Here is a 16,716-nt window from a genome sequence, read left to right as displayed (position 1 = left end):
TTCATTATTTACAGATTTGGCGTTGGTACTGGGTAGGAGAAAGGTCGCAGTGTTTTTTAAACACCCTGCTGAAATAATTTGGGTCTTTATAACCAATCATGAAACTGATCTCTTTGAGGGTGTACGCATTAGCCTTCAGCAACTCTTTCGCCTTTTCAAGTCTTACATGGGTCACATAATCGATAAAGGTCTCGCCTACCTCCTGCTTAAATAAATTGGAAAGATAATTCGGGCTTAATTGCACGACACCAGCTACTTCTTCTAGTGTTAGTGGATCACGAAAATGTTCCTGTACATATGCCTTCACCCGCATGATGGTTTGCCTTGAGGTAAGGTATTCCCCCATTTGCACACAGCAGAGATGGATGAATCGCTGCCAGGCTTCCTCAGTTTTTAATGTAGTGAACGATCCAAGGGGAAGTGGGGTATCGTATTTGGTTAGCAGTTGTTTTACCTGTATGTACAAATCCTCCCTTTCCCCATCAGACAGGACCTTATTGTTCTTTCTAAAAAATAATACCGCCTCTGTCGCGTTTCCTGCTTCAATATGTGACGTGATTTGTTCTACTAATCGTTGATTGGGAATGGCTTTTTTCTCGGCTTGATAAAATCCGTAATGCCTGCCATCTGTCCCCTCTAGCTGCATACACGCCGCATAGGCCTCCTGATAAGCGTCCGGCATTTTTTGTAGTGATGTGCATGGCTCACTTATCCCGATAAACAGGCCGGGCATCGCCTCCTGCAGCTGTTTGGCCGCACGTAAAAGCACTGATTTTTCCAAAAGTTTATCTGATATGGCACCCATAATCCAGGCATGCTGCTGTTCTATCAGAATGATTTCACAAGCTAGCAAGTCGGAAAGCTCTTGCTCCACCTCTGTTATGGAAGAAGTGGAATCTGCTTTTATCACAAAGAAGGCTGCACTTTTCATGGCTGGAAAGCATTGTTTTTGTAGCCGTACGGCATCTTGGGCAATCGGCTGCTGCATCATTTTCATTAACAGCTGTTCTTTCAATAGCGCATCTTCCCTGGCATGATGCTCCTTTTCTGCCTTAATTTCTTTTGCCACGCGGAGGAGCGTTTTGACAATTTCCTCCTTGCGGCCAGGTTTTAGAATATAATCCTTAATGCCAAATCGCATCGCCTCTTTGGCATAGGCAAACGAGTCATAGGCAGAAACAAGGATAAAACGAATCGCCGGGTTGTGTGCTTGAATCTTTTCGATGGCCTCCAGTCCATTTAGGCCGGGCATCTGAATATCAACGAACATAATATCCGGTTGTTTTTCCAAAGCCATTTCCACCGCCATTCGGCCATTTGCCGCCTCCCCCACTACTTCCATGTTCTGAAAATTTTCCTGCAAAAATTTCACCATCGCTTTGCGCTCAATCAATTCATCTTCAGCTAAGAGGATGCGCATTTGCCTCGCCCTCCTTTTTTGGTAATTTTAAACGGATTGTTGTGCCTTCTCCTGGGGTGGAGAGGATCTCGACAACATCTTTTTTCTGATAGTACAGTTGTAATCTGCGTATCACGTTCGCTAAGCCAATGCCTGTTGAATGCCCAACATGCTCTTTCTCTGCTTCCATTTCCTCTGTAAGTTCGCGGATTTGTTTCTCGCTCATCCCAACGCCATCGTCTGTAACTTCGACGATTACCTCGGGGCCGGCCTGATAAACGCTTAAGGATATCGTGCCGCCCTCTTCCATTGTCTCAATCCCATGGATAAAAGCATTTTCTACTAAGGGTTGTAGGGTCAAGCTCGGAATTCGAATGTCTAAGCAGGCCTCATCAATCACTGTTTTGAACGCGATTCGCTCTGAGAAGCGAACCTTTTGAATATGAAAATAATCGCGCACCACCGCTACCTCGTCTTGTAGTGCTACCTGTTTATCAAGCTGACCCAAGCTATGACGAAGCAGTGTTGCGATCGAATCAATTAATTTCGATGTTGATTTGGCATCCTCTAAATAAGCGAGCTTTGATACGGTGTTTAATGTATTAAATAAGAAATGCGGATTGATTTGGCTCTGAAGATGCTTTAGTTCCATATCTTTTACAAGCCGATCAAGCTCAGACTGATCCTTGATTTCTTCGACCAGTCCATGGATGTTCGACCGCATATTATTAAACGCGTCCCCTAACACTTTTAATTCATCATTGGATTCCACATGTACCGGTTTTCCGGTCAGCTTCCCCTTCGCCACATCCCTTGCTGCATGAGAAAGATGGGCAATTGGCCTTGTAATCCCTTTGGAAAACCACAGGGCAAAGAAAATCGCCAGCAGGATGGTTGTACTAAATAATAGGAGAATAAACAGGAAAAAATCCTCATTACGCTGCTGCATGTCGGTATAAAATGATTGATAATCGGTTAGCTCCACATCTAAAATTTCCAATGCAGCGGCCTGAATGTACTCTGAGGCGACCCTCGCTTCCTCTAGATGCAGTGTGTATTGTTCGATATCATCCTTTATGACAAACCCAGCAGTCAATTCACTTTCGTAAATAAACGTATCGATCAAATTGAGGTAATTCTTCATTTCGATTTCATCCGGGTTTTCAAATTTGTGGCTAAGGCGTTCCTTTTCATCCTCTAATTTCCGCTTTGCCACATAATATGCCATTCCGTCCTTGGATTTCGTGCCGGATACTAGCGCCTTTGTTTCGGTATAAAGCACTTCGGATTGATGCGAGATCGAATTTAATAGTAAAAAGCGTTCAAAGCTATCATGGTAAATGGTGGTGAGCTGGTTTGAACTGACGAAAATAGAGATGGCTGTAATCTGAAATAACAGGACAAACACAAAGAAATAGATTAGTAGCTTTCCCCTGATCGTTTTCATGGTTGCCCCTCCCGAAGTGCAGGAAGATTATCCTTGTCGATGATCCCTGTCTCTGTGTAAATTAAATTTTCCAGCAAGTCCTTCTCTTGCAGCCGAAGCAGTGATGTTACGGACTCCTTCCCCATTTTCTCAGGAAACTGAGCAATCGTTGCATGGATCTTCCCCGCTTCAATGGCGTCCAACGTCTCGGGGATGAGGTCAAATGCGGTGATATACACGTCCTTATCCGGGGCGATTTCTTCCAGTCCTTCTACCATCCCTATGCCATCCAGCGCACTTGTACCGACCAGTGCCGTAATTTGTGGATACTCTTTTAAAAGGGAATAGGTTGCCTGAGTTGCCCCAATCTCCGTGATGCCCGATTCTTTCACACCGACAATTTGGATGCGCGGATTTCCTTCGAGTATATGTTTTAACCCCGCGATTCTTTCCTGCTGATTAATCGCATCAAACCTTCCCGTTACGATGCCAACAAACTGCTCTCCCTCGGTATTTTCCAAAATGCTCCTGCCCGCAAGCTCCCCGGCATGATGATTATCCGTCCCAACATACGCCTTTCGCTCACTGCTTTTCACATCTGTATCCACTGTAACCACAGGGATACTCCGTTCTGTCGCTTTATGTACCAGGTCAACAAACCGCCTGCCTTCAATACCCTGGACAATAATCCCATCCACTTTTGCGGCTATCATTCTATCAAACAGCTTTAGCAGCTCATCATTATCCGCTCTCTGTGGCGCAACATATTCCAAGTAAACATTTTGCTTTGCCGCTTCCTTCCTGGCTCCCTCTTCAATCAGACGCCAGTACTCGTTATTTGTCTCCTCCGCTATTAAAGCAAAATGATAGCGATATTCCTCTGAAGCAGCCAGCTCCTTTTCTATGTAGAAGGTTTTGTACCCATAGATCAGCATGCCAACGAAACTAGTGAGAAATAGTAGTATGGCCGCTCCATAAAAATAACGTCTCCTATGCATCCTTTGTACACCGCCCCTTTGTAACCGCTTTATATTTTATCATTGTAGCATGGAACAGATTAGTTTGTGAGATAATTTGTTGGTTTTAGGGAGGGGGCGGTGCGCTACTCTGTGGGGTGTTCATGCGACTTGCGTGGGCTGGGACGCGACTCTGCCTTGGGCCCACGCGACTTTCTTGAGCTGGCACGCGACCTTACGGAGGGCTCACGCGACTTTTGAAGGTTGGTGCGCCACTTTTGTACATAGATACACCATAAAGCAAGTGGCGCAACCTTCAGGAAATCTACTATGCTATCTAGGCCTTAATTTTGGAAAGAAAAGGGAATAATCGAAATTTTATGTTAGAATTGATTTAAAGGTTTATGTACTTTGATATTAAGGTGCTGAAATTCCATTTCTAGCTATTAAGCTATTCAACAGACCGGTGCGGTTATTTAATGGTCAATTGCTTCTTGTACTAATGTAGAAGGATAACTCAAAATAAAGGAGAATTGGATTGAAGTATTTCAAAATTAGTACGGTTTCATTTTTAATAAGTTTATGTTTAATACTTGTCGGATTATTCAAGGAAGAAATGAATTATGGTTATATTATTGCAGGTTTAATTTTCAATTATATAGGTTTGGCCATGTTAATAGTTGGCGCTATTAAAAAGAAAAAATTAATGGAGAAAGTGGACTAGCGGGTACGTTAGCTATAGATAAGGGGGGCTGTACTTGAATATAGATACTGATTCATTGGTTACTTTCCTTATTGCGTGGGGAATACCAGCTTTTATGATTGTTCAAACGTATTTAAAAATGGATACAGATGATAGGAACTCCGCCAAGAAGGATTTTAAATCGCCATATTTCATTTTCACTATCGGCTCCCTTGTAATAGGTTATTTTTTCGCTTCTCTCGGAAATCTACTATCACTAACAATCATTAATTTACTTGGAATTTCCTTAATGATTATAGGAGGCATTACAATTACGGTGGATAGGCGGAAGAGAAATAAAATGAAAAGTATTTTAACGCCAGTGCTTATTGCAGTTGCAATTTTCTTCTTGATATAGTCACAGAAACAAAGTATTCATCGTTCTGCTATCGGCTGGTGATTATCAAAACGGTCACCTTTTTTTACAGCAATTATTATTGGAATATTATGATATAAGTTATAAAGCCCAAAGCTTTTTAGCCAAAGAACAAATAAAATTTCAATACATAGGTTGCAAAAAATACACTTAAATAACGAAAGTAGCTTTATAGAAGGTTAATTGGGAGGAAAAAGGATGTTAAAAATAACGAGAATCATTTTAAGTGTAATAACTATATTAATAGCTGCCTATGGTCTAATTACAGGGAATTTTGAATTCCAGCCATTTATGATTTTCTCCTTGGGATTATTATTTTTGGTAATTGGATTAATTGAATTTAGAAAAGGGAGAAAGAATTATGGTTGGGTATGCATTTTCACCTTCTTATTTTCATTATTTGTATCAATTCAAACATTTTTATGGAGGTAACCGGGGCGTTAGCATATCATGGACAACGCGTTAAAAGGTGTTCTGATTAAGAATAAATGTAATTTTAAATAAAGGAAGGGATTCTGTGGATTTAAAAAAATTTGCATCAGATATATCAAAGATTTATGAAATAAATCCAAAAGTTGAAGCTGTATTATTAGGCGGTTCTGTATCAAGAAACTGGCATGACCAATACTCAGATATTGAACTATTTGTTTCTTGGGAAGAGCCTCCAACAGATGAAGATAGGAAAAATCCAATTGTAAAGTTAGAAGGGGATATCCTCGACTTTCATCCATACGAAGAAGAGGAATGGTCAGAAACGTATATTACAGAAGGCGTGAAGCTGGAAATAAGTAATTTCTTAACTGATACAATTAACAAAGTAATTAAGGACGTTACTTTATCTTTTGAGACCGATTTGAATAAACAGTGTATTGTAGCTACGGTACATAATGGGGTTACGCTCAGTGGTGACTCGCTAATTAAAAGGATGAAAGAATCGGTAAATAAATATCCTACCGAATTAAGTGTAGCAATGATTAAAGAAAATATTCACTTAGGAAACAGATGGAATAATCGGGAAGCGCTACTCAACCGCGAGGACTTGTTAATGCTTTATAAAGTAATAGTCGATGTTCAAACTAACATGATGGGATTATTGTTTGGCTTGAATCGACAGTACGTTCATCACCCTGCTTTCAAGTGGCAAAAATACACACTACAATCAATGGCTATTGCTCCAGAAAATATAGGTGATCGTTTAGAATCTATTTTTCTAGAGAACCCGTCAACTTCCATAAGAGAATTAGAATTAATAATTCAAGAAGTATATGAACTCATACAGCACAAGCATCCACAAATAGATTTATCTTCCGTTATTGAGAAATCATTATTTGTAAGACCGAAAAATATAATTTAATAGCCTCTTGTGTACTATAGAGTGCAAGAGTTAAGTAAACGCTATTATCATAACTAGTATAAGCCCAAAGAAATAAAACTTGCGGTTGCTACATTTTAATGTAAAGCCATAAGAGTATATCAAAAAGGAGGTTTGAAAAATGAGTATAAAACGCACGTTAGGAATACTGGTTTTAATTTGTGCCGGTATTGCTGCATTTTTGATAATTGGGTCTGCCCAAGATCAAGATGAGCCGTACAGTGTAAAAGAGGTTGTTGATTCTGTATGGGATAAATATAAAGTGCAAAGTACCCAAGTTGGTGGAATAGGGGAATCTACTGATAGTGAACCTGCAATATTTATAGATGTTTATGATAATAGTGATATACCAAAAGTGGAGGATTACCTAGAAGCTCGTTTATCGAAAGATGATTTCGCACAATATAAAATTAACGTGTTTTCTAATAAAGGAATCGATTATTGAATTCTCTTTTAGTTATATTTTTTGAATATTATGTTATTACCTGAAGTAAGAATATTTATCCAAAATAGTAGCTTTATTGAAGAAGAAATAAAAGAGGACATTACTACTAAGAGATAGATTAAGTAAGAGGATATTTGGGATATTTCATATATATAACTTTTAAATTTTCCTTTTGTTATTGTCGTTTAACGCATTAGCCCTGTTTGTGCTGGAATGAGTGAAGGTGGCGTACATCAATACATGTGGTTTGGCGTTTTGTAAAAGTTAGTTGATTAGATTACGGTTCAATATATTAAATGAATATACTAAAACTAACGAGGCAGTATTCTTGAATAGTGATTATGTCTTTAAATAATTACTAAATGGTTAAAAATTAAGGGAGTGGTTTACAATTGCCAACCTGCCAAAACTGTAAGAAAGAATGGACTTGGAAGCAAACAATTAAAACAATGTTCAGATTAAAATGTCCGCATTGTGGCGAAAAACAGTATGAGACAGCTTCTTCCAGAAAAAGAACGTCTATATTTGGTGTACTACCAATAATTGCTTTGCCAATTAACATTTTGTTTAATTTTCCGTGGTGGATGGTTGGTGTTATTATGATACCTATCATAGCTGTTATTTGGAGTGTCTATCCCTATCTGATTAAACTTTCCAATGTAGAAGAACCTCTTTGGTGATTTCAATTAAGTAATTTACTTTTAAGCTAAAGCATTCTTTAACACAATAGTTAGTCCGTTTATTAGTAGTCTATTTTAACGGAAACAGCAGGTTAAATGAATAAGATATGTTAAAATGAAAACATAATATTTTAATTATTTAAAAAGAGGTGTTCACTGTGAAGAAATATCAACGGCGTTCTGTTTATATTTCAATTGTAGCACTTGCTTTCTTCTTAATATTATCTTTAATGACACGCCACTGGGGATTCTTTTTATGGAGTTTATTACCTGTTTTTATGGTTTTAATGACTACATTTTCCAACAACACGAAAAGTAATGAAAAATGAAGAAATCATTTTAGAGTAATGGGTGGCAAGCGTTAAATAAGGACTTGACCGTCCAACGATCCCAAACACCCTTTGTATTTCAGATATACTACCCATTGGAGGGATGAACATGAAATATATTGTACACTACCTAGTAGCATTAATGATCTTGGTTATTTCAACATTTGCTGCTTGGTATGAGGGCAGTGCTATAAGAGAATACTCATTTGAATGGAAGTACTCAGCAGTTTTTTCAAAATGGTTTAATGGCGAAGTGAAAAGTGTTGCCGATATCTCACAACTGGACCATTTCATCTATGCAGCGAAATTCAGCCCTGTCTTTCCTGTGCTAATGGTATGTAGCGTCTCCTATCTTATAATTCTTTTCCTCTACTCCTTATTTAGAAAGAACTCAAAGGCTATGATTGTCATATCTTTAATGTTAGCCACATTGTACGTATTCTTGGGGGCTCTCATTTCAGAATCACCAACAATAGGAGGGTCTGTTTTCACCATTGTCTTTACAGCTATTGGTGCTCTTCACCTTATTCTCTCGCTTCTATTCTTCATTAAAATTAGGAAAAAGAAAGAAATAGTAGAATCCTATTAGGCTATTAGATGCAGTGTTAAAAGAGCGATGCGGGCCTAAATTCAGACTGGTTTCCTTACTTAATATTATTTATTTCACACCAATGAAACAATCTCCCCTCCCCTATTCGCCAACTAGGTTAAAACATCATTTCCAATAAGGATTTCTTTACCAAAGGGAAAATGCATTTCTTTAATACACGTCCCTTCCATCCTTTATCTCACCCCTAGATTATTTCGGATTGCAATATAAACTTGAATGAATTAGTTGGCGTTTTGAACTCCTAGAGTAAATTAATGAAGTATGAACTGGGGGTTAACAATGAAATTGAAAGAAATACGACGTTTGGGCGGATACTTGGTTGGTTAGGTTTTCTATTTTTTATTTCTGGATTGTTATTTTTTAATAAGAGTGGGGTGATGGCAGAAGATATTCCAGCAGCCTTCTATCCTTTTTCCTTACCAGTAACCATTATAGGGATAATCCTCATGCTAGTTCTCATTTCTTTAAAAAGAAGAACGTTTAGTTATTTTTACTACTAACCACTCTGTAAAAATTTAATAGTTGTTATTGTTTAAGGAAGTAACAGGAGAGTTTAACAAAGGGAAATTTGGTGAAATCGTTGTTTAGTTATTTATCTTTAATTTGTATGATGATTCTCATAGTCGGATGTAGTGAGGTATCGGGTTATGATGACAATGATGTGGCAGCAACTGTAAGAGGCAATGAAATAACAGTTGGGGATTTACGGTTTTTATGCCCAGATGATACTGCGTTAGATTACCTTGAATGGGCAATAAATGTAGAGTTGGTAAAACAAGAAGTAAAGGATATGAGTCTTGATATTTCCGATAATTTAAGTGACAACGACGACTGGTTTATGGAGCTGCCTCCTAAAAACACAAAAGATGATCGCCCTTCATTCAATCTCCCCCAACAGCTTGCTGGGCAAAACTTTGCTATAATGTAAGCCATGACAACAACGGAAATGAGGTATAGCCATGCAAGTGATTGAAAATGACCATTTAAAAGTGAGCATCAGCCCTGAGGGTGCGGAGCTTCGGGAAGTCTGGAGCAAACAAGAGGAAATGCAATATATGTGGGAGGGCGATCCTGCCTATTGGGGGCGCGTTTCTCCAGGACTTTTTCCTATTGTGGGACGGTTGAAAAATGATCGCTATCATGTTGACGGGAAGGAATATGCCATGAGTCAGCACGGCTTTCTACGCGATGTAACCTTTGAACTCAGGGAACATCGCCCAGACCACGTAAGCTTTTCCTTTTCATCAAACGGGCAGTTTACGGCCCAATATCCTTATGAATTTCAGGCCATCATATCCTATACATTAAAGGAGAACAGCCTCTCCGTCAGCTGGAAAATCATCAATGAAAATAAGGAGAGCATGTACTTTTCCATTGGAGGGCATCCCGCTTTTCAAATCCCTTTACTTGAGGGGGAGACACTTGCAGATTATCAATTGGAACTAGCAGGAGATGGAAATGTGACGCAATTTGAGTTGGAAAATGCGTTAATACATGTGAAAGAAAGCAATCTGCAAACACCAATCACCCCTGTTCTTTCGGATGATCTATTTAAAAACGATGCGCTCATCTACCGTAATATCAAGCAAGTGAAGCTTCAATCCAAAAAGTCCGGGAAAGGCATCCAAGTTGACTGTGCAGGGTTCCCGTATCTCGGTATCTGGAGTAAATATAATGAGGAAACTGGCAAGATCGCCCCGTTCCTCTGCATTGAACCATGGCATGGTATCGCCGATATGCATGACACAACGGGGGAGCTAAAAGAAAAAGCCGGGATAAACAAGCTGCCTGCTGGCAAGGCATTTGAAAGTACGTATGAGATTTCGTTTAAATAATAGGCTTAACCAGTTAGACAAGGTGACTCGCAATGTCGTTTTCACTAGTCAACCAACAACAAAAAACCTAAATTGGTGCCTTCACACCAATTTAGGTTTTTTCACTTTATCCCGGAGCAACCGTCCGTAAAACCCCCCCTTCAAAACATGAAGTGAACCTGTGATCTTTAAGTGGGAGTTAATGGACGCTAACACCCCGATTCAATCAACTAACAATCAGTGGGGGAAGAACGAAAACCTCCACTGATTGAAGTTCCACTTTATTCCCACCGTTTTAACATATACTCTGCATTGCCTTTTAGTAGCTTGTAGGCATCCTCTGAGATCAATGCCGTTTTATGTTGCTGGTCAAGCAACTTTTGGAAGCCTTCCATATGTTTTACTACCTTGTCTTCATCTCCCTTTTCTTCAAATCGTTCGACTGCCGTGAGGTGCATCAATAGGGAACGACTTGCCCCATTATTTTTAAACTCTCCTTCCTCAGCTAATTGGTCCACGACATCCTGCATGCCAGCAGCCAGGCCAATAAGCTGTTCACCATATCCTAGTAATTCTACTTCAGCCAATGCTGTTGTTTGGTGACCTCCATTATCTGTTATTTCTAGCTGATAGTAGGAGTAGGCTTCAGGCTCCGCAATTTCAAATGCCCGGGTGTATTTTCTCCATTTAAAGGTTTCATTTTCCCGTTCATCCAATATTGTCCAATTTTCTCCGTCATCAGATCCCTTTAGCACCCAGCTTTTCGGATCGGCAGCTTGCGGGTCTGAGCCATTAGGCGCATCTGCGGAGGTTAGAGTGTACATGTTTGCTTTCTTCTTTTCTCCTGTGAACTGGTACTGAATCCAAGGTGTTTTCCCTTCTAACTCCAGTTGTGTTCGCGACGTATTATCAAACAGTTTACTTGTATCGCTGCCATCACTATCCGTCGCGATGCCTGCATCCTCTTCTACTGCCTGATCTGTCACATCGCCTAATGACTCTGGTGCAAAGAGTCCATCGGTTGCCGCAGGCGTAATCGATTCAGGTAAATCGGTTAGCTTACTGCCCCAATCTGAAGGCTCTGGCCCCATATCAAAGTCCAGTATGCCACCTTCGGCTATGTCTTCATGTGTAATGTAATTCTTCGTATAAGCTTCCCCATTCACTTGAAGACCTTGGACATATTTATTTTCTTTACTATTATTTGGTGCGTTAATTACAAGATCTTTTCCATTTTCTAAATGAATCGTTGCTTTTTCGAATAATGGTGCGCCAATCGCATATTCCGGGCTGCCCATTTTGAGTGGATAAAATCCTAGCGCACTGAAAATGTACCAGGCAGACATTTCACCATTATCCTCATCTCCTGCATAGCCCTGGCCAATCTCACTGCCAATATACAGTCTGTCTAAAATCTCACGTACTTTTTCCTGTGTCTTCCACGGCTCGCCCGCATAGTTATACATATATGCGATATGGTGGGCCGGTTGATTGCTATGTCCGTACATTCCCATTCGGACATCCCTGGCTTCCCGCATTTCATGAATCAGTCCGCCATAACTACCTGGATAAGCTGCCTTTTCTGGTGTGGTAAAGAAGGTATCAAGCTTTTCAGAAAGCCCTTCTTTTCCACCATATAGGTTTGCTAGTCCTTGACCATCCTGTGGTGCGTGGAAGGCCATGTTCCATGCATTCGTTTCGGTATAGTCATGCCCCCATTCAGCTGGGTTGAAATTCTCTAACGTTGAGCGCCATTCTCCGTCTGGTGTTTTTCCATTAAAGAACCCAAACTCAGAATTAAACATGTTGTCATAATGCTGTGCGCGGCTTAAATAATAGTTATAGTCCGCACTGTACTCGGATTGATAAGGGTCTTCTTCGTTTTCTTTTTCAGCGAGTGCTTTCGCCAAATTCGCAATTCCATAATCATTGATATACCCATCAAGCGCCCAGGACATTCCTTCATGTGTTGATGTGTTTGTGTAGCCATCAAAGATTGATGTTTCCGTTCCCTTTCTGCCCACATTCGCATTTGGTGGTACGACGGAAGCATCCTTCACGGCAGATTGGTAAAAGCTTTCCACATCGAAATTCGTAACTCCTTTTAAATAGGCGTCAGAAAACGCAACATTGGCACTGGTCCCTGCCATTAAATTCGCATAGCCTGGGGATGACCATCTGGCAATCCAACCTCCATCCTTATAATGCTGGACAAAGCCATCAATCATGTCACCAGCTTTAGAAGGCGTTAACAAAGCATATGCCGGCCAGGTTGTTCTGTAGGTATCCCAGAACCCATTATTCACGTAGATTTCCCCGTCTTCTATTGGGGCACATGTTTCAGTCGCGGTACTATTCGTACATGGCGATAATTCTAGTTGGCTTGCATATTTATAATCCGGTTCTTCCACTGTACCGACATTTTCATAAGCGGAATTTGGATATAGGAATAAGCGATACATATTGGAATAAAGGGTTGTCAGCTGATCATCTGAAGCGCCCTCCACTTCAATAATTCCAAGTTTCTCATTCCATGCATTTTCAGCTCGATTTTTTACGGATTCAAATGTGTCCTCAGCATTAATTTCTTGCTCCAAGTTTTTCTTGGCCTGATCAACACTGATGAGGGACGTAGCCATTTTCATCGTAACTTCTTTCGTTTCTTCTGTATCAAACTTGTAATAGGCAGCAACTTTATCTCTGCCTTCTCCTGTTAACATGCCACTATCTATAACAGGCTTATCAAACGTGGCATATACAAACATGCGGGTAGCACCTGTTGACAGGCCGCTTTTTTGATCGGTATAGCCTGAAATGATGCTATTTTCCGCATCAAGGTTAATGCCGCCATTGTTGCTGACATTGTCAAAAATAATATTCGCATGCTCGTCATCAAATGTGAAGCGCATCATCGAAGCATGATCTGTTGGTGTCATTTCTGTTTTGATGCCATTTTCAAATTCCACACCATAGTAATGTGCTTTTGCCACTTCATTAGCATGATTAAACGCTAGTGCTCGCTCGTTGCGATCCGCACTTGGTTCATCTTCTGCATTGGATGGCATGACTTGAAATGTCTGTCTATCTCCCATCCATGGACTCGGTTCATGACTTAAGGAGAAAGCCTGGAGCTCAGGGAGGTTATCCTCGTTATTGCTTTCATTATAAGAATATAACCAATTCGAACCGGCATTGGTTACAGGCGCCCAAAAGTTAAATCCATGCGGGACAGCAACTGCCGGGAAATTATTCCCCCTGGAAAAGCTGCCATTTGATTGTGTACCGCGCAGGATGTTTACGTAATCAGACGGATTTGTAAAGGTACTCTCCTCTGTCTGTTCTTTAATTTGAATATCATCAATATGCCCCGTAAAGGTTGATGGGCCAGTTGGATTGTCATAGGCAATCAAAATTCGTTCAATCGTCTTTCCCTCTGCCACATCGCCAATCGCTGCTTTTTTAATATTCCATTGATTGGCATAGAGTGTCTTTGAATCACCTTGCGCTTGTGGATCCAGTTTGATGCCATGCTGGTCATATGCTTCAAGGTCATGTAGATAGGTACCATCTGAAAATGCTAAATCAACTGAAGCATACGTGCTCGCATAGTTCGTATGGTCTTTGTCTGTAAATGCTGGAAAAATATAATAGGATAGTTCAGTATGCTCTGTTACATCAATGTCCACATCAAGAATTTTATTATAGGAATATGCCCTTCCCTCTTCAAGGTGAGAGCCTAAATAGGTTACCGTATTCAGTCCAGACCAGCCGACATTTGTTTTTGACGTGTACGCGCTTGTCGGTCCGTTCGTTACGGTTGTTTTCATATCGGATGCGGGTGGGGCTGGCTTGTCAATTCCATTGGAAATAGCAAGCTCTGCAAGTTGGATAATGGATTCACCATGGTTTTTCGTTATATTGAGGCGATAATATTGATAAGCTGTGTCGTTATCAAACTCGTACAGCTTTCTTTCATAACGGTCCTCAAATGATTGCTCACTCCTATTGTCCAAGGCTGTCCAGTTCTCTCCATCATTGGAGCCAAGTAACTCCCAATCCTGGGGGTCCCTGCCAGCATAATCATTTGCTGAGGTGAGGGCATACTTTACAACAGTATCTGCCTCTTCCAGTTCGAACTCAATAAAAGCAGTATCTTCAAAGGTTAGCCATTTTGAAGTCGAATCGCGGTCAATTAGCTTGTTTTTGGTTTCACTCGGCGGATTTTCACCTGACACCTCGATATTTACTATCTTATCGGTAATATCACCTTGAATTCCGTCAAAGGGGATATTACCATCAATACCGGAGGACATCTTATTTCCATCAGCATCTGTTTCAACTGTGTTTTCCCAATCAAGATCCGGATCATTCTCTTCAAAAGAGGTAGAAAAATCCTTTGCAGCTGCTGATACTGTTTGTTGCGATGGTATTTTTACGAATGTCCCGATTAGCGCAACACAGCAAAGAATAGGAAAAACCTTTTTCCATCGTTTTCTATTCACCAATTAAACCCTCCTTGTTTACTGTTTATTGGTAAGGAAAGCTGCCGGTCTTCATCCTATCCCCCCTTCTCTTCTGCACGTGAAAATACAATAAGCGCCTTCCCAACCTAGTAAACGCTTACATGCAGTATATAAAATATATTCTGATAATAATAACAGAAAATACAGCATTTGTTTACGATTTTCTGCATTATTTACAGATGTTTTTTTCATAACAAAAAAACTGTAGAAAAAGCACTATTACTCTTTTCCTACAGTTTTCATAAACGCATTTTTTAGGGGGATCTTTTCTCCTAGTGCACTTTATCATTTCTTAAGGCTTTATAAAAGGACAAGCACATTAAAATCAAAATGATGGAAAAGGGAAATGCAGCCGATATGAGCACATTTTGTAATGCCTGTAATCCTCCAGTGTAAAGTAAAACCGCTGCGATTAACGATTGTGCTATGCCCCATGTAAACTTAACCACAGTAGATGGTGATAAAGATCCATTCGTTGTTTGCATGCCTAAAACAAATGTTGCAGAGTCAGCTGATGTGATAAAGAACGTGGATATTAACAAAATCCCCAATAAAGATAGGATCATACCTAAGGGCAGATTATCAAACATACCATATAGCATCTGCTCGTCAGGCAGGCTCGCAATATCTGCACCGCTTTTTTGTACGTGGATTCCAGAACTCCCAAATGCTGCAAACCATAAAAGACACACAACAGTCGGAACTAGAATGACACCGGACAGAAATTCCCGGATCGTACGTCCTCTCGATATCCGGGCAATGAAAATGCCGACAAATGGCGCCCAGGCAATCCACCAAGCCCAAAAGAATACCGTCCAATCCATGACCCATTGTCTTTCGGTCTCATCATTGGGTGAAATGCGTAACCCCTCAACAGGCAAGCTCAAAATGTAGGTCCCCACAGAATTCGTAAATGTGTTCAGAATATACATGGTTGGCCCCAGTATTAATGTCGCCACAAACAATGCTGCGGCCAGAAACATATTGGTATTACTTAGATATTTAATGCCTTTTCCTAAACCAGAATAGGTCGAAATCATAAATAACACCGTTACAATTACAATAATGAGGAGCTGCACCCAAAATTCACTTTTCACACCGAACAGGTAGGTAAGCCCACCGTTAATCTGCGTTGCACCAAATCCAAGCGTCGTCGCAACCCCGATGACCGTTGCAAACACGGCTATCACATCGACAACCTTGCCCCAACCGCCCCTCATACTCTTCCCAAAAAGGGGCTCTAATGTGGAACTGACCAAGAATGGTCTTCCAAGACGAAAGGTAAAGTAGGCTAGGACCAATGCAATGATTGCATAAATGGCCCATGCATGGACCCCGTAATGGAAGAATGTAATACGCATCGCGTCACCGATTGCCTCAACAGACCCAGGTTCTGCTATTGGCGGTGTTTTCATATAATGCGATACAGGCGAGGCCACACCATAAAACACTAGCCCTATTCCCATACCAGCACTAAATAGCATCGCAAACCATGATATATAACTAAATTCAGGACGTTCCTTTGGCTTGCCGAGCCTTATCTTCCCAAACCGACTAAAGGTCAAATAGATACAAAATACAAGAAATAAAGTAACAACAAGTAAATAATACCAACCAAAATGAACAGATATAAAATTCATCAAATTACCTGAATAACGCTCAAATATTTTAGGAGCGACAGTCCCCCAAATGGACATGGCAATCGTGATCGCTAATGTAATCCAGAATACTACCGTCACTTCATTGACTACTTTTTTCATCTTCTACTTCCTCTCCATCCGCTAATACCATTGTCCTTTTAGTATTTAAAGTGAAGCTTAAAATATACGGAGTTTCATTTTACTTTCTTATGGTGGGATGGGACGAGGTTGGTGGGAGTGGTGCGTCACTTTGGGTGGATGTTGCGTCACTTTGTGAGCTCCTTGCGCCACTTTGTGTGGATAGCGCGTCACTTTTTGTGGCTGGCATGCAACTTTACGTGGTTCCCCCGCGACCTTGTGGAGCTGGCACGCGACTTCACGGAGCTGACACGCGATCTTACTTG

The 16,716-nt window shown here is 40.6% G+C and carries 16 protein-coding genes; 11 read left to right on the top strand and 5 right to left on the bottom strand.

All coding sequences use genetic code 11. The annotated features are described in order from the left end of the window. Positions 1 to 4: 4 nt before the first annotated feature. The 3 genes from AC6CHS_RS08835 to AC6CHS_RS08825 are packed head-to-tail and all read right to left on the bottom strand — an operon-like array spanning position 5 to position 3,823. Complete coding sequence (locus tag AC6CHS_RS08835) at positions 5 to 1,420, bottom strand: response regulator (RefSeq protein ID WP_498235655.1); 1,416 nt, start codon at positions 1,418 to 1,420, stop codon at positions 5 to 7. Next, a complete protein-coding gene (locus tag AC6CHS_RS08830) occupies positions 1,401 to 2,846 on the bottom strand; it encodes a sensor histidine kinase (protein WP_498235654.1) in 1,446 nt (481 codons plus the stop codon). Before AC6CHS_RS08830 ends, AC6CHS_RS08835 begins: the two co-directional genes overlap by 20 nt. Further along, positions 2,843 to 3,823 carry a sugar-binding protein gene (locus AC6CHS_RS08825; RefSeq protein WP_498235653.1) on the bottom strand — a complete coding sequence of 327 codons (981 nt, stop codon included), beginning with the start codon at positions 3,821 to 3,823 and terminating at the stop codon, positions 2,843 to 2,845. The genes AC6CHS_RS08830 and AC6CHS_RS08825 overlap by 4 nt, the downstream gene beginning before the upstream one ends. A 496-nt stretch (positions 3,824 to 4,319) precedes the next feature. On the opposite strand from AC6CHS_RS08825, the gene AC6CHS_RS08820 reads away from it, so the two are divergent. The 11 genes from AC6CHS_RS08820 (at position 4,320) to AC6CHS_RS08770 (ending at position 10,170) form a co-directional block, all read left to right on the top strand. Beyond that, the gene (locus tag AC6CHS_RS08820; protein ID WP_498235652.1) at positions 4,320 to 4,505 is read left to right on the top strand and encodes a hypothetical protein; all 186 of its coding nucleotides are present in this window, start codon (positions 4,320 to 4,322) and stop codon (positions 4,503 to 4,505) included. Between the two features lie 34 nt (positions 4,506 to 4,539). Beyond that, a complete protein-coding gene (locus AC6CHS_RS08815) occupies positions 4,540 to 4,881 on the top strand; it encodes a hypothetical protein (protein ID WP_498235651.1) in 342 nt (113 codons plus the stop codon). Between the two features lie 216 nt (positions 4,882 to 5,097). Next, positions 5,098 to 5,331 carry a DUF3953 domain-containing protein gene (locus AC6CHS_RS08810; RefSeq protein WP_498235650.1) on the top strand — a complete coding sequence of 78 codons (234 nt, stop codon included), beginning with the start codon at positions 5,098 to 5,100 and terminating at the stop codon, positions 5,329 to 5,331. Between the two features lie 85 nt (positions 5,332 to 5,416). Further along, positions 5,417 to 6,253, top strand: a complete 837-nt coding sequence (locus AC6CHS_RS08805; protein ID WP_498235649.1) for a DUF4037 domain-containing protein — start codon at positions 5,417 to 5,419, stop codon at positions 6,251 to 6,253. Positions 6,254 to 6,392: 139 nt separating this feature from the next. Continuing rightward, positions 6,393 to 6,716, top strand: a complete 324-nt coding sequence (locus AC6CHS_RS08800) for a YolC/YozM family protein (protein ID WP_498235648.1) — start codon at positions 6,393 to 6,395, stop codon at positions 6,714 to 6,716. Between the two features lie 392 nt (positions 6,717 to 7,108). Then, positions 7,109 to 7,396 carry a TIGR04104 family putative zinc finger protein gene (locus tag AC6CHS_RS08795; protein WP_498235647.1) on the top strand — a complete coding sequence of 96 codons (288 nt, stop codon included), beginning with the start codon at positions 7,109 to 7,111 and terminating at the stop codon, positions 7,394 to 7,396. A gap of 158 nt (positions 7,397 to 7,554) precedes the next feature. Then, entirely contained in the window at positions 7,555 to 7,725 is a 171-nt protein-coding gene (locus AC6CHS_RS08790) for a hypothetical protein (protein ID WP_498235646.1), read from the top strand. A gap of 109 nt (positions 7,726 to 7,834) precedes the next feature. Then, on the top strand, positions 7,835 to 8,314 hold the full coding sequence (locus AC6CHS_RS08785; RefSeq protein ID WP_498235645.1) for a DUF4306 domain-containing protein: 480 nt from the start codon (positions 7,835 to 7,837) through the stop codon (positions 8,312 to 8,314). 275 nt (positions 8,315 to 8,589) lie between these two features. Continuing rightward, complete coding sequence (locus tag AC6CHS_RS08780) at positions 8,590 to 8,835, top strand: hypothetical protein (protein WP_498235644.1); 246 nt, start codon at positions 8,590 to 8,592, stop codon at positions 8,833 to 8,835. Positions 8,836 to 8,942: 107 nt separating this feature from the next. Further along, positions 8,943 to 9,263: a hypothetical protein gene (locus tag AC6CHS_RS08775; RefSeq protein ID WP_498235643.1), complete on the top strand. Its 321-nt coding sequence runs from the start codon at positions 8,943 to 8,945 to the stop codon at positions 9,261 to 9,263. Positions 9,264 to 9,294: 31 nt separating this feature from the next. Further along, a complete protein-coding gene (locus tag AC6CHS_RS08770; RefSeq protein ID WP_498235642.1) occupies positions 9,295 to 10,170 on the top strand; it encodes an aldose 1-epimerase family protein in 876 nt (291 codons plus the stop codon). 260 nt (positions 10,171 to 10,430) lie between these two features. Here AC6CHS_RS08770 and AC6CHS_RS08765 read toward each other — a convergent pair whose 3' ends face one another. Then, positions 10,431 to 14,651, bottom strand: coding sequence for a GH92 family glycosyl hydrolase (locus AC6CHS_RS08765; protein WP_498235641.1), 4,221 nt, complete (start codon positions 14,649 to 14,651; stop codon positions 10,431 to 10,433). Between the two features lie 293 nt (positions 14,652 to 14,944). Then, on the bottom strand, positions 14,945 to 16,432 hold the full coding sequence (locus tag AC6CHS_RS08760) for a glycine betaine uptake BCCT transporter (RefSeq protein WP_498235640.1): 1,488 nt from the start codon (positions 16,430 to 16,432) through the stop codon (positions 14,945 to 14,947). Positions 16,433 to 16,716: the final 284 nt, after the last annotated feature.

The organism is Oceanobacillus sp. GQ8, from assembly GCF_059758495.1.
The sequence above is the reverse complement of the archived record's forward strand: the minus strand, read 5'-3'. Positions and strand labels throughout refer to the sequence as shown.